The following is a 16,569-nucleotide window of genomic DNA, read 5'->3' on the forward strand; positions in this document are numbered from 1 at the left end:
TATGTGCCGATCCGACCCAGGTGCGGTTCTTCCGGCCGTGAGGGGGGTCGCGGCGGAAGGTAGGGCCAAACTCATGACCGACACGCTCATCGACAAGGACGCGAACGACCCCGGGCCGGGTGGCCTCGACGCCGAACAAGTCGGCTACAAGCAGTCCCTCGGCAACCGCCAGGTGCAGATGATCGCCATCGGCGGCGCGATCGGCACCGGCCTCTTCCTCGGAAGTGCCTCCCGCCTCAACAGCACCGGCCCCGCCCTGCTGTTCAGCTACGCCTTCGTCGGCGTCATCGCGTTCCTGCTGATGCGGGCGCTCGGCGAGCTGGTGCTGCACCGCGCGACCTCGGGTGCGTTCGTGTCGTACATGCGTGAGTTCTACGGCGAGAAGTGGGCATTCATCACCGGCTGGATGTACTGGCTCAACTGGGCGCTGACCGGCATCGCCGAACTGTCCGCGGTCGGTCTCTACATGCAGCACTGGTACCCCAACCTGCCGACCTGGCAGACGGTGCTGGTCTCCCTGGCCGTCGTGCTCGGGGTGAACCTCATGTCGGCGAAGGCGTTCGGTGAGTTCGAGTTCTGGGCGGCCATCGCGAAGGTGGCGGCGATCCTGATCTTCCTCGCGGTCGGCCTGTTCGTCGTGCTGCTCGGCCGCAACGTCGGCGACCACAAGGCCGGCTTCTCCAACCTGTGGAGCAACCCGGGCGGCTTCTGGCCGACCAGCGGTGATTACAACTGGTACGGACCGATCCTGGTGATGTCCGGTGTCGTCTTCGCCTACGCCGCGATCGAGATGGTCGGTGTGGCCGCCGGAGAGATGACCGACGCCAAGAAGGAAGTGCCGAAGGCGGTCAACGCGGTGATCTTCCGCATTGCGATCTTCTACTGCGGCTCGATCCTGTTGCTGGTCTCGATGTTGCCGACCAAGGAGTACAAGTCGGGCATCAGCCCGTTCGTCACCGTCTTCGGACGGATGGGGCTGGACTGGATGGGCAACCTCATCCAGGTGGTGCTGATCATCGCCGCCATGTCGAGTCTCAACTCCGGCCTCTATTCGACCGGACGCGTGCTGCGCAGCCTCGGGATGGCGAAGCAGGCGCCGAAGTTCACCCTCAAGATGAGCAGGTCGGGTGTGCCCTGGGCCGGCATCGTGATGACCGCGATCGTGCTGGTCCTCGGTGCGGTGCTCAACGCGATCGCGCCGGGCACGGCCTTCGAGATCGCGCTGGAGGCCGCCGCGATCGGCGTGCTGTTCACCTGGGGCACGATCTTCGCCTGCCAGTTGCGGCTGCGCCGGCTCAGCGACAAGGGAGTGATCCCACCCAGCAGTTTCCAGATGCCCGGCAGTCCGTGGACCAGCTACATCGGCCTGGTGTTCCTCGGCCTGGTGCTCGTCGGGATGGCGATCTCCGGTTGGCAGGCCTCGCCCTACTTCTGGCACAAGACCCAGTTCATCGTCGTGGTGCTCGGGGTTCCGATCCTGGCGGTGTTGCTGCAACTCGGTTGGACGGCGGTGCGCCCGGCAGTGCTGCGCAACACGGGTGGACAGATCGGCAGCGTGTGGACCGATTCGGGTCCGCGTGCCGGCGCGGCCGCAGCACTGACCGACCCCGAGGGGGATGAGTGAAGATGACTGCACTTCCGATTCGGCGCCGGCGGCTGCTGGCCGCGTCAGCGCTGGCCGTCGCGGTGGGCCTCGCCGGCTGCGCGTCGTCGGAGCAGAGCTCCGAGAAGTCGCCGACCGCCAACAGCGCGAGCGGCACCGCGAAACTGACGATCGGCATCGCCGGTGACGAGCCCGGCCTCAGCCTGGCCAGCGGATCGTCGTACGTCGGGTTCGACATCGACGTCGCCAACTACGTCGCGGGCAAGTTGCAGGTGCCCACCGCCAACATCACCTGGAAGGTGATCGACCAGGCCCAACGTGTCGAGGCGCTGACCAACGGCTCGGTCGACCTGGTCGTCTCCACCTTCTCGATCACGACGGAGCGGCAAAAGGTGGTCGACTTCGCCGGCCCCTACTTCGTGGCCCACCAGACGCTGCTCACCCGGCGCAACGACGACACGATCACCGGCGCCACCACGCTCGACGGCAAGGTCCTGTGCTCGGCGGCCGGCACGACGTCCGGTGACTACATCAAGTCGCACTACGCCGGCAAGATCACGTTGCGTGAGGTGCCGACCTGGAGCGAGTGCGTGCGCAACCTGCACGACGGCACGGTCGACGCGGTGAGCACCGACGACGTCCTGCTCGCCGGGTTCGCCTCACAGTCGAAGTACAAGGGCGTCCTGAAGCTCACCGGGTCGGGCCTGACCGACGAGCGTTACGGCGTCGGCATCAAGAAGGGTGACAGCGCGATGGTCACCAAGGTCAACGCCGCCCTGAAGGAGTTCATCTCCTCGGGCGAGTGGAAGAAGTCCCTGGAGAAATGGGTGACACCTTCGGGCTACAAGATTCCGAGTCCGCCCAGCGTTGGTTGAGTCGCTGGCCGCCTTCCTCGGACGGCACGAACCGTTCACCGCGCTCGGCACCGAGCAACTGGCGCGGTTGGCCGACTCCGCCCATGTGACGGAGTACGAGGTCGGCGAGCTGGTGTTGGACGCCTTCCGGCAACCCTCGGTCGACGTCTTCGTGGTGATCTCGGGTGCGGTCGACCTGTGGAACGACGCGCGCCTGACGACCGAGGCGCCCGACGAACGAGTGACCACGGGCGGCATCTTCGGCTTCTCCGCGATGCTCACCGAGCAGTCGATCGGTCCGCGTGCGGTGGCCGCGCGGCACAGCCGGATCGCGCTGATCCCGGGGGCCGAAGCCAGCGTGGCCTTCACCTCCCGTATCGGTGCGCGGTTCCTGGCCGACCGGCTGCGACAGCAGTCCGAGCACACCTCAGCGCTGGTGGCCGCCGAGTCGGTGCTCGACCGGGTCGAGCCCGCGCCGGCGCCGCTGCCCGCGGGCGCGAGTGCGCTGGACGCCGCGCGTCAGATGTCGCAGCACGGACGCGACTACGCGGTGGTGCGGTTGGCCGACGGTTCGTCGGCGCTGGTCACCGACCACTCGTTGCGACGGGAGGTGCTGGCGGTCGGACGCCCGGCGGCCGCACCGGCGGTCGAGGCGATCGATACCCGAACACCCCGACTGGGCGCCTCCGCGACGCCGGCCGAGGTCTTGCTCGCGCTGCTCGACAGCGGGTCGTCGCTGGCAATGATCACCGATCGGCAGCGCAACCTGCAGCGCGTCGTCCATCTGCGTGACGTCGCCGCGCTGCCGGTCGACGTGTCGTTGCACGAGCGGATCCGGCGCGCCGACACCGCGGATGCGCTGGTCGACGCGTCGCGACGAGTGCCGGAACTGCTGCGCAATCTGTTGCGCGGCGGCATCTCCTCGGCGCGGGTGATCCGGGTGCACTCCACGATGGTCGACGGTGTCGCGCGTCGGGCCCTCGAGCTGTCCTTCGCCGACGTGGAGCAGGTGCGGCTGGAGGACCTCACGTTCATGATGCTCGGCAGCAACGGTCGCCGCGAAGCGGTGCTGTCGTCCGACCTCGACACGGCGGTGACCTTCCCCGACGACACGACACCGCAGCAGATGCAGATCGCCCGCGCCGCGATGCGCGCGACGGGTGAGCTGCTGGCCCGCATCGGGCTCAATCGCGACGCGCACGGCGCGACCGCCAGCCGCACGCCGTTCTCGCGCACCCGCGCCGAGTGGCTGGCCGCCGCGAACCGGTGGGTCGAGCAACCGGGCACGAACGAGGGGGCGATGTTCATCTCGTTGCTGCTCGACTCCCGTCCGGTGCTCGGCGACCCGACGTTGGCCGACCTGTCCGATGCCTTCACCCCGCTGCGCACGCACAGCGGCACCCTGCGGCTGCTGTTGGGTGCGGCGTTGTCGACGAAGGCGCGCTATCGCGGGCAGCGCGGACCGTTCGTCAGCCGGTCGGCGCACATCGACATCAAGCGCGATGCCATCCTGCCGGTCGTCAATCTGGCCCGGTGGGCGGCGCTCGCGGCCGGTGCCGACGCGACGACGACCACGGGACGGTTGGCGGCCGCGTCGGGCACCCCGATGCTGCCCGACGACGCGGCGACCTCCCTGGCCGAGGTGTTCCGGCTGTTGCAGCGGCTGCGCCTGCACTACCAACTCGCGCAGACCGAACAAGGGGAGAAACCCAGCGACGCGCTGACCATGCAGCAGATGTCGTTGATCGACCGCTCGCTGCTGGCGCAGGCCGTGCGGGAGATCACCGGGGTGCAGCGCCGGATGGCGAACGTGTCGGCTTTCGTATCGTCGGACGAATGGACCGGACTTCGTCGGCGATGACTTCACCTCCTGACCGGGTCGCCGTCATCGGCGACGTCGGTGGCCACGTCGCGGTGCTGCGCGCCGAACTCGTCCGGCTCGGTGCCGATCCCGACACCGGCCGCATCCCCGAAGACCTTGTGATCGTGCAACTCGGCGACCTCGTGCACCGTGGGCCCGACTCCGCGGCGGTGGTCGATCTGGTCGACGTGATGCTGCGCGGCGGTCAGGGGCGCTGGGTGCAACTCGTCGGCAATCACGAGGCTCACCACGTCGCCGATCGCGTCTTCGAGTGGCCCGAGGAACTGCCTGCCGCGGCGGCCGACCGGCTACGGGCATGGTGGTCGGACGGCTCGATGGTGGTCGCGGCCGCGTTCCGTGCGCCGTCCGGTGACTTCCTGGTGACGCACGCGGGGCTCACCGCAGGTTTCTGGCGCAGCGTGCTGGACACCCCGGTGACCGCCGCGCAGACGGCCGCGCGGTTGAACGCGTGGGCCGGCCGCACCGCTGGCGCGTTGTTCCGCACCGGCTCGATGGTCAACCGAAAGCGGCCCTCGATCGCTGCGGGACCGCTGTGGGCCGAGGCCGGACGGGAGCTGGTGCCGAGCTGGTTCGAGACCCGGATGCCGTTCAGCCAGGTGCACGGTCACAGCTCGATCGTCGACTGGGAGACCGGAGAGCTGCGGGGTTCGGCGGCGGTCATCCACATCACCTCGGCCGACCCGCAGACCCGGCACGAGGTGAGCCGCCTGGGCGGGGGAGCGATCATCGGTGTCGACCCGTGTCACGGGCAGGAGGCGGCACCGGTGAGTGCGGCGTGGGTGTCCGACCGGATCGGCGCGGTCGTCACCCGCCCCGCGTGACGTCAGCCTTCGAGGGTGGTCAGCAGCCGGCGCAGGTTGGCCGCCAGGGCCTGGCGGCCGGCCACGGGCAGGCTCGCCAGCAGCCGCTGTTCCTGTGCCAACAGGTCTTCGAACGCGGCGTCGACGACCTGTCTCCCGGCGTCCGTGAGCCGCACCAGCACCCCGCGGCGATCGTTCGGCGCCGGACGGCGCTCGACGAACCCGCGGGCGGCCAACCGGTCGACCCGGTTGGTCATGGTGCCGCTGGTCACCAGGGTCTGCTGGCCGAGCGCGCCCGGTGACAGTTCGTACGGCGTGCCGACGCGGCGCAGCGCGGAGAGCACGTCGAACTCCCACGCTTCGAGGTGGTGGGTGGCGAAGGCGCTCGAGCGGGTCTGGTCGAGGCGGCGGGCCAGCCGGGTGATGCGCGAGAGCACCAGCAGGGGGTCGACGTCGAGGTCGGGTCGCTCGCGACGCCAGGCGTCGACGATCAGGTCGACCTCGTCGGTGCGCTCCTCGGCCATGTCGACAACTCTACTCGATGTGAAGTATCTTGATGTCAAGATAAATGCGAAGGGGTCGGAATGCGCTGGGATGCCAAGCAGTACGAGAAGTTCGACAATCACCGCACCAGGCCGTTCGGCGACCTGCTGAACCGCGTGCCACTCCAGGCGCCGACCCGCATCGTCGACCTCGGGTGCGGCAACGGCCTCGCCACGCTGTCGATGCTCGACCGCTGGCCGGCCGCGCGGATCACCGGGGTCGATTCCAGCGAGCCGATGCTCGCCGCCGCCCGCGACCACGACACCGACGGCCGGGTTGAATGGGTCAATCAGGATGTCTCGCAATGGGTTCCGACGGCCGAGGTCGACCTGGTCGTCACGAACGCCACGCTGCAATGGGTGCCCGGCCACGAGGCGATGATCGAGCGCTGGATGGACGCCTTGCCGGTCGGGGGAGCCTTCGCGATGCAGGTGCCCGGCAACTTCACCGCCGAGTCCCACCGCATCATTCGCGAAGTCGTGCACGAACACCCGCGCGCCTCCGTCCTAGTGCCATTGCTGCGGCACGACCCGGTGCTCAGCCCACAGGGCTACGCCGACCTGCTCGCCGGCCGGTGCGGCCACGTCGACGCGTGGGAGACGACGTACGTGCAGATCCTCGATCCAGAAGGGGCGCAACAGAACCCGGTGCTCGAGTGGGTGAAGGGCACCGCCCTGCGGCCGATTCTCGACCGGCTCGAACCCGACGAGATCGACCCCTTCCTCGGCGGGTTGGGCGCCCGCCTCGCGGAGGCTTACCCCCGGCGTCCGTACGGCGTCCAGTTCCCGTTCCGGCGCATCTTCGCCGACGGTGTGAAGGGAGACCCGCGATGACAGTGCTCGGTCTGCACCACGTCCAGATCGCTTGTCCCGCAGGGGCGGAGGACGATCTGCGGGCGTTCTACGGCGGGCTGCTCGGACTGCCGGAGATCCCGAAGCCGCCGGCGCTCGCGGTGCGTGGGGGAGTGTGGTTCCGAGTCGGCCCGCAGGAACTGCACTGCGGCGTCGAAGCAGGGTTCGCCCCCGCGAAGAAGGCCCACCCGTGCCTCCTGGTCGACGACCTCGAAGCGATCGCCGATCGAGTGCGCACCGCCGGCGGCGAGGTGCGACCCGACGAGAACATCCCGGGCGTGCGCCGATTCCACACCGACGATCCGTGCGGCAACCGCATCGAGATTCAGCAGGCCTGACACCGTCGGATACCCTGGACGCCGCGCTCGAACCGAGCGCATTCCCCGGTTGCTCTGCTGGCAGGGGCCGCCTGACTTTGAATCAGGATTAGCGACGAAGGTTCGATTCCTTCCCGGGGAGCCACAAGGGCCGGACCGCTCATGGAGCCGGCCGGGTCCAAACGCGCGCATCTGCCCGCCGGACGGCTCGCGCGATCACCTCCCGGCGACCTCAGACCGCGACGAGCCGAGCGTTGCGCCGGTCGTACGCCCAGCCCGGTCCGCGCAGCAGGTACGACCAACGGTCGCCCCAGGTGTCAGCGCTCGCGACGTCCTTGAACATCTCGACCCATTCGTGGCTCGCGATGCGCACCGGGTTGAAGGTGTCGATGTTCGTCGTCAGGCCGTAGACCGGCTGGGCGTCCTCGGCCTCGAAGGTGCCGAACAGCTTGTCCCAGACGATGAGGATGCTGCCGTGGTTGCGGTCGAGGTACTCGCTGTTGGTGCCGTGGTGCACCCGGTGGTGCGACGGCGTGTTGAGCACCCGCTCGAGGCTGCCGATCGACCGCACCGCCTCGGTGTGGATCCAGAACTGGTAGATCAGGTTGATCGCGCGGGCGTCCATGATGTGCTTCGGGCGCACCCCGATCAGTGCGAGCAGGCTGTACGGCACGTAGAGGGTGATCGTCTCGCCCCACGGTTGTCGCAGCGCCGTCGACAGGTTGTAACGCTCGCTCGAGTGATGCACCGAGTGCATCGCCCACATCCACCGCACCTCGTGGTCAAGGCGGTGGTTCCAGTAGTAGATGAAGTCCCAGCCGAGCACCGCGAGCGCCGCGACCGCGGCTGCGTCGCCGAGATCGAAAGGCGTTGCGCCGAAGAGCTTTTCGCCCGCTGTCCGGGCGCCCCACTCGGTCGCGACGACCAGCGCCGTCGAGGCGACGGCCGTCGCGGCGACCGCCCCGGTGATGCGGTGCAGCACCGGCCCGCGTGCCCGGTGCGACCGGGTGCTTGCGCTGCCAGACGTACTCCGCCGCCATCGCGCCGACGAACGCGGGAATGGCCATGACGGTCAGGTCGAGTTTTATCGATTCCCTTGCTGCGAGGGCGTGCCGGTGCGGGTTCGAGGGTGCCCTCCGGTTACCGGCGAGTCAAGGGTGTGGTGCGTTCACCATGGCAGGCAGGTGAGCTCGCTGTAGAGGTAGTCGATGTTGTCGGCGTCGAGGCTGTCGCTGCGGAACATTTTCGGACGCGGGTTGCTCAGAAGAGTCGCCCCGGTCGGCTGACCGCCGGCGATGCGGGTTTCCACCAGCGTCGCAACCGCTGCGTGGTGCAGCAGCAGATGGTTGCCGAGCGGTCGCACCGCGCGCCGGAACAAATCGGGATTGCCGACGTGGAGAACCGTCGCGAAGGCGCGCACCCGTTTGCGGGTGTCCTTGCGGAACATGACGTAACACGACTCGCGGCCGGCGGTGATCAACAGATGGTTGGCGGCGGCGGCCGTGCGATGGTCGTCGTAGATCTGCCGATCGGCACCGGTGAGCGACGCAGCCAACTCCTCGGCATCGGCACTGACTCGCACGCTGCCGTGTGCTGTCGGCCAAGGCGTAGCGGGCACGATCGCAGTGGTGGTGTCGAGGTCGACGAACTTCAGCTTGCGGTTCAGGGCCACGACGTTGCCACTGGGGGACAGGTCGGTGAAGTGGTAGCCACGCTGTCGGAGCAGAGCAAGCGGGAGTTTCACGCCTTGGGCCCGGTGCTCGTCGAGCACGCACCAAGCACCGAGGTTGCAGAACCGTTCGGTGCGCCCGTCGATCGTGCGGTCCGAGTAGAAAGCCAGGTTTGCGCCGACGACCTGGCCGTCGGCGGCCAGGAAGAAGCCGTGGTTCGGTGCATCGTCTGCCCATCGCATCCGCATCGCCCGGGTCCATGCCGCCACGGGCACGCGCGTGTTGAGGTTTTCGTGCAGGAACTGTGCGACCGCAGGCATATCGGCGTCCGTGATCGGAGCCAGCTCGACCGCCACCTGTGTCCCCCTTCGTCGGCGCACCGTCCGTCTCACGAGGCTAGGGCAGCGCGTTCACCGGCGCCGGCGGTCTGCCGAAATCACCCCCACAGTGGACCGCCGTTCATCCGGCCGTTGCCGGGCCTCGTGCAGACTGGCCCGGTGACAACCGACACCGGCACCGGAACCAGTGGACGGCGGCTACCGAGCGGGGCGCTGCCACGAATGATCCTGCTGCTCGCGGGTCTTGCGTTCGGCTGGATCGCGGTCAGCGGGATGAAGGAACTCTCGAGCATCATCGGCCCGATCTTCCTGGCGCTCAACCTGATCGTCGTTGCCTACCCGATCAAGACGGCGCTGGTGCGACGCGGCATGCCGCAATGGGTCGGTGCGCTGCTGGCGACGTTGGCCGTCTTGGTCGCGCTGATCCTCTTCTTCTGGTCGATCGTCTGGGCGGTCACCTCGCTGGTCAACGAACTTCCGCACTACGGCTCGAAGTTCGACCAACTGCAGCGCGACGGGTTGAAGTACCTCGAACGGTTCGGGGTCGACCAGAGCACGATCGACGAGCAGTTACGCAGCATCGACTCCGGCAAGATCATGGGTTGGGTGACGCAGGCGGCGTCGGTGTTGTCGGGGGTCTTCTCGCTGCTCGCGGTGGTCGTCACCATGCTGTTCTTCCTGGCGATGGACTCGATGGGCTTCAGCCGCCGGATGGAGATCGCGGGCAAGCACCACTCCGGACTGGTGCGGGCGTTCAACGCCTTCAGTCACGGCGTCCGCAAGTACTGGATCGTGTCGACGGTGTTCGGTCTCATCGTGGCGGTGCTCGACTACGGCGTGCTGCTCGCGCTGGGCGTGCCGCTGGCGCTCGTGTGGGGGGTGCTCGCCTTCGTCACCAACTACATCCCGAACATCGGGTTCGTCTTCGGGCTCATCCCACCGGCGCTGATGGCCCTGCTCGACAAGGGTGTGGCGCAGGCGCTGATCGTGGTCGTCGCCTACTGCGTGCTCAACTTCGTGGTGCAGTCGATCATCCAGCCGAAGGTGGCCGGTGACGCCGTCGGAGTCACCGCCAGCCTGTCGTTCTTCTCGCTGCTGTTCTGGTCGTGGGCACTCGGCCCGCTCGGGTCGATCCTCGCGCTGCCGGCGACGCTGCTGGTGAAGTCGCTGCTCGTCGACGGCGACCCGGAGTCGCGGTGGGCCAACGCGTTCATCGCGGCCGACCCGACCACCGCTGAGACCGAGACCGTCGAGTCCTGCGCCGGGTTGGAGGACGAGGCCGACGACCCCGCCACCGCCTAGGCGTCGTCGTGGTGTCCGGTGTGGCGGTCGATGTGCTGTTCTGCGACCAGCCCACTGCGGAACGACTCGCTCGAGCCGTCCAGCAGGTCACTCACCGCGGCCTTGAACCGCGGGCAGGTGCCCACGTCGTGCGCCCGGCAGCGCAGCGCGTGCTCGGCCATCTGTTTCGCGATCGCCATCTCGTGCAGACGCCGGTCGAGGTCGGCGATGTGTGCCGTGAGCACCTCGTGCCGGCCCGGCGCATCGGCGTCGATCATCACCCGGATCTGTTCCAGGCTCATCCCGGCTGCCTTGTTCCGCAGGATCACCGCCACCCGCACGACGTCGTCGGCGTCGTAGCGCCGACGTCCGGCACCGTCGCGGGCCGGCTCGAGCAGCTGCATGTCCTCCCAGTGACGCAGCACATGCGTCTCCAGATCGAACCGTGCGGCGAGTTCACCGATCGACAGGTCGGTCGCACTTGACTTCATGTCGACATGAAGTCACAGGCTGGTCCCAGGAAGCAACCCCGACCTTGAGAGGCACCCTCATGTACCAGCCAGAACACACCCGTCCGGACGTCGTTGTCATCGGCGGTGGACCCGCCGGACTGCAGGCGACCCTCACCCTCGCGCGGGTGCACCGCCGCGTGCTCATGATCGACTCCGGCAGCTACCGCAACGACCCGACCGATCACATGCACAACGTCGTGACCAACGACGGCGTCGCGCCCGCACAGTTCCGGACCGCGGCGCGCGCCGAACTGCAGCAGTACGACACGGTCACTGTCCGCGATGCGGCGGTCACCGCGGTGGAGCGCAGCGGCGACGGGTTCGTCGTGCGCATCGGCGACGAGCAGATCGAGGCCCGGGGCATCGTGCTCGCCACCGGTGTGGTCGACGAGCTGCCCGCCACTGCGGGCGTCGCCGAACTGTTCGGCTCCGTGATCGCTCACTGCCCGTTCTGCCACGGCCACGAGTTCGCCGGCGGACGCGTCGGCATCCTCGGTGTCGCGGGTGCCGGCCACCTGCCGGGCATCGTCGCGCCGTTCGCGGCAGGCATCACGGTGTTCACCGACGGCGAGGAACTCACCGCAGCGGTGCCGGCCGACGTCGTGGTGCGCACCGAGAAGGTGCTCGAGGTGACTCCGGCCGGCGGTGGGGCAACCGTGCACCTCACTGGCGGTGACACAGTGGAGGTCAAGGGCCTGTTCGTCACGACGGGGCTACGGCAGCGAGCTCCGTTCGCGCACCAGTTGGGTCTCGCACTCAACCCGTCCGGCTGCGTCGAGGTCGACGTGATGGGTCGCACCAGCCTGCCCGGCGTGCACGCCGCAGGCGACATGGCCCACCAGTCGGCGCTGCCGATGCCCATGGCGACCGTCACCAACGCGATCGCCGCGGGCGCGAACGCGGCGGGCGCCGTGGTGGCCCACCTGTCCTGAGGCGGTGGTCGGCAGCCGGTCGCCTCAACCGCCGAGGAACGCGAGCACCACGCGCACCCGGCGGTTGTCGTCGGCCGACACCGGCAGGTCGAGCTCGGTGAAGATCGAGTTGGTGTGTTTCACCACGGCCTTCTCGGTGACGAACAGCGCGCCGGCGATCGCGGCGTTGCTGCGTCCGTCGGCCATCAGTCCGAGCACCTCGCGCTCCGAAGTGCCTGGATCGATGGTTGATCTTTACCTACTGCTGGTGTGGGTCGCATCGCGGGTTTGGCCCGGTTGACCGGCGGCGGTGTCGAGGGGCTGCACAGACGGTTCGATCGAGGCCGACGGCAGCGCGCTGACCTTCGCCGCCCGGCCGGAGGCGTCGTCCTGGGGATTGAGATGGCCGTCTCGAATGCTGGTGGCCAATTCCGAGGAAAGGGCGACGAGCCGGGTGGCGAAAACCATTGGGCGACAGTCGATTTCGTGAGGAGAGCGAGGATGTCGGTGTCGGCAGCCTTGCGTCGACCAAAATTCACTACTGTTCGTAGTAGTTGGCTTGTCAACTACGACAGGTAGTAGTTCACTTGTTCTCAGGCCCGGGAACCCCGGGAAACACACTGGAAGCAAAGGAAAACTGCCATGCGCAGCGCGCTCGATCGACTCACCTCCTGGTTCGGCTTCGCCCTCGCCGCCGTCCTGATCGTCGCGGGCGCGCTGCTCGCGTACGGGTCGTCGTTCATCAGCGACAACGTCAAGGAACAGCTGAGCCAGCAGAACATCACGATGCCCACTGCCGACAAGCTGACGACGCAGGCGCAGAAGGACGCGCTGACCAAGTACGCCGGCCAGAAGATGACGACCGGCGACCAGGCCAAGGCGTTCGCCGACCACTACATCCTCGTGCACATGAACACCCAGTCGAACAACAAGACCTACGAGGAGGTCAGCGGCGAGTACATGAAGGCGGTCAAGACGGCGCCGGACGCCGCGGAGACCAAGGCTCTGGGTGACCTGCGTCAGTCGCTGTTCATGGGCAACACCCTGCGCGGCCTCCTGCTCAACGCGTACGCCTTCGGCACGATGGCGACGGTCGCGATGTGGGCCGCGATCGGCGCCTTCCTCGGCGGCATCGTCTTCCTGGTGCTGGGTGCGCTCGGTCTGCGGCACGCCAAGCGCGTCGAGACCCCGGCCCGCGCCTGAGGCTCACGCCGGCGACGCCTCGCCGGCGCCCACCGGGCCCGTCCTCCGCAGCGGAGGGCGGGCCCGGTCGCGTCCGCGCATGGCTGCGCCGTCGGTGGGTGGCGGTAACATCGCCTCCGGAACGACAGGCCTTCCCCGATCGCACCAGGAGCTTCTGCGTGGGCGCACCGCTCGTAGCCGTCATCGTCATGTCCGCCGGTGACGGCACCCGGATGAAGTCGAACATGAACAAGGCACTCCACCGCATCGGCGGTCGGACGCTGGTCGGTCACGCGGTGAGCGCTGCCTCGGGTGCGGGCGCCGAGCACGTCGCCGTCGTCGTCCGTGCGCAGGGCGACGCGGTTGCCGCCGCGGCCCGCGAGGCTCTGCCCGAGATCGTGGTGGCCTACCAGGACGACGTCTACGGCACCGGCCGGGCGGCCGAGTGCGGTCTGCAGGCACTGCCCGCCGACCTGCACGGCACGGTCATCGTCACCACCGGCGATACCCCGTTGCTCGAGGCCGACACGCTGCGCCGCCTCGCCCAGACCCACGCCGACAACGACGCGGCCGCCACCGTGATCACCGGCATCCTTCCCGACGCCACCGGCTACGGCCGCATCGTGCGCGACCAGACCACCGGCGACGTGCTCGCGATCGTCGAGCACAAGCAGGCCACCGAGCAGCAGCGCGAGATCCGCGAGTTCAACTCGGGCATCTTCGCGTTCGACGCCGACCTGCTGCGTGACGTGCTCGCCGATCTAGGTGTCAACGAGGCGGCGGGGGAGAAGTACCTCACCGATGTCGTCGAGATCGCGGTGGCGCGCGGACGTCGGGTCGTCGCGCACGTGCTCGACGACCTCGTGCAGACCGAGGGCGTCAACGACAAGGCGCAGCTGGCCAAGCTCGGCCGCGAGTTCAACCGTCGGCTGCTCGACAAGCTGATGCGCGAGTCGGGCGCGATCGTCATCGACCCCGAGACCACCTGGGTCGACGCCGACGTGACCGTCGGGCGCGACACCGTGATCCACCCGGGCTGCCAGTTGCACGGCGCCACGACCATCGGTGACAACTGCGTGATCGGGCCCGACAGCACCCTGAAGGACGCCGAGGTCGGCGACGGCGCATCCGTCGTCCGCTCGCACGTCGACCTCGCGGTGATCGGCGCCGACGCCAACGTAGGCCCGTACTCCTACCTGCGCCCGGGCACCGAACTCGGGGTCGGTGGCAAGATCGGCGGGTTCGTCGAGACCAAGAACGCCACCATCGGCGACGGCGCGAAGGTGCCCCACCTCACCTACTGCGGCGACGCCACGATCGGCCCCGGTGCCAACATCGGCGCGGGCACGATCTTCGCCAACTACGACGGGGTCACCAAGAACCACACCACGGTCGGCGCGTACTCGTTCGTCGGGTCCGACTCGGTGCTCATCGCGCCGGTCAACATCGGCGACGGCGCCTACGTGGGTGCCGGCTCGGCCGTCGAGAAGGATGTCGAGCCCGGTCAGATCGCGGTGGCCCGCGCGCGGCAGCGCAACATCGACGGTTGGGTCGAGCGGCGCCGTGAGGGCACCCGCACCGCCGAGGCCGCCCGCGCGGCTCGCGACGCACAGAGCAGCAGCGACGACGGCACCTCCAGCACTGACAGCAACGACGTCACCGACGTCACCGACGTCACCGAAGGGAACTGAGAACCAGCATGAGCGGCATGAAGGTCACCACAGAGAAGAACCTCATGGTCTTCTCGGGTCGCGCCCACCCGGCACTCGCACAGGCGGTCGCCGACGAACTGGGCACCACCCTCGTGCCGACCGAGGCCCGCGACTTCGCAAACTCCGAGACCTACGTGCGGTTCGATGAGTCGGTGCGCGGTTGCGACGCCTTCGTCATCCAGTCGCACACGGCTCCGGTGAACCACTGGATCATGGAGCAGCTGATCATGGTCGACGCGCTCAAGCGGGCGTCGGCCAAGCGGATCACCGCGATCATCCCGTTCTACGGCTACGCCCGTCAGGACAAGAAGTCGCGCGGGCGCGAGCCGATCAGCGCCCGGTTGATGGCCGACATGTTCAAGACCGCCGGCGCCGACCGGCTCATCACGGTCGACCTGCACACCGATCAGATCCAGGGCTTCTTCGACGGCCCGGTCGACCACCTGCAGGCCCTGCCGATCCTCGCCGCCTATGTCGCGGAGAAGTACGAAGGTGAAGACCTCGCGGTCGTGTCTCCCGACGCCGGTCGCATCAAGGTGGCCGAGCAGTGGAGCAAGAGGCTCGACGGCGCGCCGCTGGCCTTCATCCACAAGACGCGCGACGTCACCCGTCCCAACCAGAGCGTCGCCAACCGCGTCATCGGCAAGGTCGAGGGACGCCTGTGCGTGCTCGTCGACGACATGATCGACTCCGGTGGCACCATCTGCAACGCCGCCGAAGCACTGATGAACGACGGCGCTGCCGGCGTGATCATCGCGGCGACGCACGCGATCCTGTCCGGCCCGGCGACCGAGCGCCTGCGCGACTCGGTGGCCCGCGAGGTCATCGTGACCGACACCCTGCCGATCGCCTCGGAGAAGCAGTTCGACAAGCTCACCGCGCTGCCGATCGCACCGCTGCTGTCCGAGGCCATCCGCCAGGTGTTCGAGGACGGCTCGGTGACGTCGATGTTCGACGCCATCGCCTGACGCCCTCCCGCGAAAGTTTGCGCGATCGCGCACTTGTGTCGCGTGGCGCGCAAACTTTCGCGATTTGGGCGGGTCGTCGCCGCTGCCCTACGATGGACGGCGTTGCCTCGGCGAGGGACGTCGCGTGCGTATGCAGTGCGGGTCCGTGATCGACGCGGTGGAACCAGCTCCTGTGGGCCCTGCCCACGGTCGAGCCTTCTACGCGTCCGTGTCACGTCACCCAAACCCGCATCCCGCGCGAGTTTCCCGTGCCGAGGGAACGCCCTCAAAACCGTTTGTACGCAAAGGAATTGATCATGGCTCAGACCGCTGACCTCCGCCTCGAGGCCGAGACCCGCACCGAGTTCGGCAAGGGTGCCGCCCGTCGCATCCGCCGCGACAACAAGATCCCGGCCGTGCTCTACGGCCACGGCACCGACCCGGTGCACGTGACCCTCCCGGGCCACGCCACCATGCTGGCGCTGAAGAACCCGAACGCCGTGCTCACCATCGTGATGCCCGGTGGCGAGGAGCAGCTGGCCCTGGCCAAGGACGTCCAGCGCGAGGTGCTGCGTCCGTTCATCGAGCACATCGACCTGATCATCGTCCGCAAGGGCGAGAAGGTCACCATCGACGTGCCGGTGCACGTCGAGGGCGAGGCCGGCCCGGAGACCAACGTCATCGTCGAGAACGCCGTGCTGTCCGTCGAGGCCGACGCGCTGTCGATCCCGGAGTCGTTCACCGTGTCCGTCGAGGGCCTCGAGGCCGGCTCGCAGATCCTGGCCAAGGACGTCACCCTGCCGTCGGGTGTCACCCTCATCGCCGACGAGGAGCTCCTCGTCGTCAACATCGCCCAGCAGGTGTCGGCTGACGCCCTCGAGGCCGAGCTCGCCGAGGCCGAGGCCGAGGCCGGCATCGAGCACGAGGAGTCGGACGAGGAAGCCGAGGGCGAAAGCGCCGAGGGCGAGGCGAAGGCCGACGACGCCGAGGGCGCCGAGGGCTGAGTCCCGCTCATCTGAGCTACACCGCGAGGCCCGGTCACCCGTCGAGGGTGGCCGGGCCTTCGTGTTTGCCGGTGATGTTTCGCTCGCAGGACCCCGGATCACGTTCCGGTGACAACGGTTGCCGACGGGGTCCGGCGCCGCTACTCTCTGCCGGTCGCTGTT

General features: G+C 68.4%; 18 protein-coding genes and 1 tRNA gene. 13 read left to right on the forward strand and 6 right to left on the reverse strand.

Annotation, left to right across the window (positions count from 1 at the left end):
• The first annotated feature begins 73 nt into the window (after positions 1 to 73).
• Genes DFJ65_RS06150 through DFJ65_RS06165 form a run of 4 tightly spaced genes read left to right on the forward strand, consistent with a single transcriptional unit; the run spans position 74 to position 5,160 of the window.
• On the forward strand, positions 74 to 1,624 hold the full coding sequence (locus DFJ65_RS06150; RefSeq protein WP_211308377.1) for an amino acid permease: 1,551 nt from the start codon (positions 74 to 76) through the stop codon (positions 1,622 to 1,624).
• A 2-nt stretch (positions 1,625 to 1,626) separates the two neighbouring features.
• Positions 1,627 to 2,478: a glutamate ABC transporter substrate-binding protein gene (locus DFJ65_RS06155; protein WP_115924140.1), complete on the forward strand. Its 852-nt coding sequence runs from the start codon at positions 1,627 to 1,629 to the stop codon at positions 2,476 to 2,478.
• Positions 2,471 to 4,318 carry a putative nucleotidyltransferase substrate binding domain-containing protein gene (locus DFJ65_RS06160; RefSeq protein WP_115922268.1) on the forward strand — a complete coding sequence of 616 codons (1,848 nt, stop codon included), beginning with the start codon at positions 2,471 to 2,473 and terminating at the stop codon, positions 4,316 to 4,318. The genes DFJ65_RS06155 and DFJ65_RS06160 overlap by 8 nt, the downstream gene beginning before the upstream one ends.
• Complete coding sequence (locus DFJ65_RS06165; protein ID WP_170144007.1) at positions 4,315 to 5,160, forward strand: metallophosphoesterase; 846 nt, start codon at positions 4,315 to 4,317, stop codon at positions 5,158 to 5,160. Before DFJ65_RS06160 ends, DFJ65_RS06165 begins: the two co-directional genes overlap by 4 nt.
• Before the next feature lie 2 nt (positions 5,161 to 5,162).
• Here DFJ65_RS06165 and DFJ65_RS06170 read toward each other — a convergent pair whose 3' ends face one another.
• On the reverse strand, positions 5,163 to 5,663 hold the full coding sequence (locus DFJ65_RS06170; protein ID WP_115922270.1) for a MarR family winged helix-turn-helix transcriptional regulator: 501 nt from the start codon (positions 5,661 to 5,663) through the stop codon (positions 5,163 to 5,165).
• A 60-nt stretch (positions 5,664 to 5,723) separates the two neighbouring features.
• Here DFJ65_RS06170 and DFJ65_RS06175 point away from each other — a divergent pair, with 60 nt between their 5' ends.
• From DFJ65_RS06175 to DFJ65_RS06185, 3 genes are all read left to right on the forward strand, one after another.
• Entirely contained in the window at positions 5,724 to 6,515 is a 792-nt protein-coding gene (locus tag DFJ65_RS06175) for a methyltransferase domain-containing protein (protein WP_115922271.1), read from the forward strand.
• On the forward strand, positions 6,512 to 6,871 hold the full coding sequence (locus DFJ65_RS06180) for a VOC family protein (RefSeq protein ID WP_115922272.1): 360 nt from the start codon (positions 6,512 to 6,514) through the stop codon (positions 6,869 to 6,871). Before DFJ65_RS06175 ends, DFJ65_RS06180 begins: the two co-directional genes overlap by 4 nt.
• Positions 6,872 to 6,913: 42 nt before the next feature.
• Positions 6,914 to 6,995, forward strand: a tRNA-Gln gene (locus DFJ65_RS06185).
• An 87-nt stretch (positions 6,996 to 7,082) separates the two neighbouring features.
• On the opposite strand, the gene DFJ65_RS06190 is transcribed toward DFJ65_RS06185, so the two are convergent.
• Together DFJ65_RS06190 and DFJ65_RS06195 are read right to left on the reverse strand one after the other, a co-directional pair.
• Positions 7,083 to 7,832: a sterol desaturase family protein gene (locus DFJ65_RS06190; protein WP_115922273.1), complete on the reverse strand. Its 750-nt coding sequence runs from the start codon at positions 7,830 to 7,832 to the stop codon at positions 7,083 to 7,085.
• A 186-nt stretch (positions 7,833 to 8,018) separates the two neighbouring features.
• Positions 8,019 to 8,840: a hypothetical protein gene (locus tag DFJ65_RS06195; RefSeq protein ID WP_211308378.1), complete on the reverse strand. Its 822-nt coding sequence runs from the start codon at positions 8,838 to 8,840 to the stop codon at positions 8,019 to 8,021.
• A gap of 177 nt (positions 8,841 to 9,017) precedes the next feature.
• Between DFJ65_RS06195 and DFJ65_RS06200 the strand changes: the two genes are divergently transcribed.
• Entirely contained in the window at positions 9,018 to 10,160 is a 1,143-nt protein-coding gene (locus DFJ65_RS06200) for an AI-2E family transporter (RefSeq protein WP_147301325.1), read from the forward strand.
• Here DFJ65_RS06200 and DFJ65_RS06205 read toward each other — a convergent pair.
• Positions 10,157 to 10,630 carry a MerR family transcriptional regulator gene (locus tag DFJ65_RS06205; RefSeq protein WP_115922276.1) on the reverse strand — a complete coding sequence of 158 codons (474 nt, stop codon included), beginning with the start codon at positions 10,628 to 10,630 and terminating at the stop codon, positions 10,157 to 10,159. The two genes, DFJ65_RS06200 and DFJ65_RS06205, sit on opposite strands and share 4 nt — an antisense overlap.
• A gap of 44 nt (positions 10,631 to 10,674) precedes the next feature.
• Here DFJ65_RS06205 and DFJ65_RS06210 point away from each other — a divergent pair, with 44 nt between their 5' ends.
• Positions 10,675 to 11,583, forward strand: coding sequence for an NAD(P)/FAD-dependent oxidoreductase (locus tag DFJ65_RS06210; protein WP_245950054.1), 909 nt, complete (start codon positions 10,675 to 10,677; stop codon positions 11,581 to 11,583).
• Positions 11,584 to 11,607: 24 nt separating this feature from the next.
• On the opposite strand, the gene DFJ65_RS06215 is transcribed toward DFJ65_RS06210, so the two are convergent.
• Complete coding sequence (locus tag DFJ65_RS06215) at positions 11,608 to 11,781, reverse strand: LuxR C-terminal-related transcriptional regulator (RefSeq protein ID WP_245950055.1); 174 nt, start codon at positions 11,779 to 11,781, stop codon at positions 11,608 to 11,610.
• Between the two features lie 36 nt (positions 11,782 to 11,817).
• On the reverse strand, positions 11,818 to 12,030 hold the full coding sequence (locus DFJ65_RS06220) for a hypothetical protein (protein ID WP_115922278.1): 213 nt from the start codon (positions 12,028 to 12,030) through the stop codon (positions 11,818 to 11,820).
• A 174-nt stretch (positions 12,031 to 12,204) separates the two neighbouring features.
• Here DFJ65_RS06220 and DFJ65_RS06225 point away from each other — a divergent pair, with 174 nt between their 5' ends.
• The 4 genes from DFJ65_RS06225 to DFJ65_RS06240 all read left to right on the forward strand — a co-directional run bounded on the left by DFJ65_RS06225 (position 12,205) and on the right by DFJ65_RS06240 (position 16,407).
• Positions 12,205 to 12,765: a hypothetical protein gene (locus DFJ65_RS06225; protein WP_115922279.1), complete on the forward strand. Its 561-nt coding sequence runs from the start codon at positions 12,205 to 12,207 to the stop codon at positions 12,763 to 12,765.
• A gap of 158 nt (positions 12,766 to 12,923) precedes the next feature.
• Positions 12,924 to 14,435 carry a bifunctional UDP-N-acetylglucosamine diphosphorylase/glucosamine-1-phosphate N-acetyltransferase GlmU gene (gene glmU / locus DFJ65_RS06230; RefSeq protein ID WP_281269860.1) on the forward strand — a complete coding sequence of 504 codons (1,512 nt, stop codon included), beginning with the start codon at positions 12,924 to 12,926 and terminating at the stop codon, positions 14,433 to 14,435.
• 8 nt (positions 14,436 to 14,443) lie between these two features.
• On the forward strand, positions 14,444 to 15,424 hold the full coding sequence (locus DFJ65_RS06235; protein ID WP_115922280.1) for a ribose-phosphate diphosphokinase: 981 nt from the start codon (positions 14,444 to 14,446) through the stop codon (positions 15,422 to 15,424).
• A gap of 296 nt (positions 15,425 to 15,720) precedes the next feature.
• The gene (locus tag DFJ65_RS06240; protein WP_115922281.1) at positions 15,721 to 16,407 is read left to right on the forward strand and encodes a 50S ribosomal protein L25/general stress protein Ctc; all 687 of its coding nucleotides are present in this window, start codon (positions 15,721 to 15,723) and stop codon (positions 16,405 to 16,407) included.
• Positions 16,408 to 16,569: the final 162 nt, after the last annotated feature.

It is taken from the genome of Calidifontibacter indicus (assembly GCF_003386865.1).
Taxonomy (GTDB): domain Bacteria; phylum Actinomycetota; class Actinomycetes; order Actinomycetales; family Dermatophilaceae; genus Yimella; species Yimella indica.

Bases quoted from the DNA above. Each gene is read 5' to 3' on its own strand.
- DFJ65_RS06150 (WP_211308377.1), top strand. From the start codon at position 74: ATGACCGACACGCTCATCGACAAGGACGCGAACGACCCCGGGCCGGGT.
- DFJ65_RS06155 (WP_115924140.1), top strand. From the start codon at position 1,627: ATGACTGCACTTCCGATTCGGCGCCGGCGGCTGCTGGCCGCGTCAGCG.
- DFJ65_RS06165 (WP_170144007.1), top strand. From the start codon at position 4,315: ATGACTTCACCTCCTGACCGGGTCGCCGTCATCGGCGACGTCGGTGGC.
- DFJ65_RS06170 (WP_115922270.1), bottom strand. From the start codon at position 5,663: ATGGCCGAGGAGCGCACCGACGAGGTCGACCTGATCGTCGACGCCTGG.
- DFJ65_RS06175 (WP_115922271.1), top strand. From the start codon at position 5,724: ATGCGCTGGGATGCCAAGCAGTACGAGAAGTTCGACAATCACCGCACC.
- DFJ65_RS06180 (WP_115922272.1), top strand. From the start codon at position 6,512: ATGACAGTGCTCGGTCTGCACCACGTCCAGATCGCTTGTCCCGCAGGG.
- DFJ65_RS06195 (WP_211308378.1), bottom strand. From the start codon at position 8,840: ATGCCTGCGGTCGCACAGTTCCTGCACGAAAACCTCAACACGCGCGTG.
- DFJ65_RS06205 (WP_115922276.1), bottom strand. From the start codon at position 10,630: ATGAAGTCAAGTGCGACCGACCTGTCGATCGGTGAACTCGCCGCACGG.
- DFJ65_RS06220 (WP_115922278.1), bottom strand. From the start codon at position 12,030: ATGGTTTTCGCCACCCGGCTCGTCGCCCTTTCCTCGGAATTGGCCACC.
- DFJ65_RS06225 (WP_115922279.1), top strand. From the start codon at position 12,205: ATGCGCAGCGCGCTCGATCGACTCACCTCCTGGTTCGGCTTCGCCCTC.
- DFJ65_RS06235 (WP_115922280.1), top strand. From the start codon at position 14,444: ATGAGCGGCATGAAGGTCACCACAGAGAAGAACCTCATGGTCTTCTCG.
- DFJ65_RS06240 (WP_115922281.1), top strand. From the start codon at position 15,721: ATGGCTCAGACCGCTGACCTCCGCCTCGAGGCCGAGACCCGCACCGAG.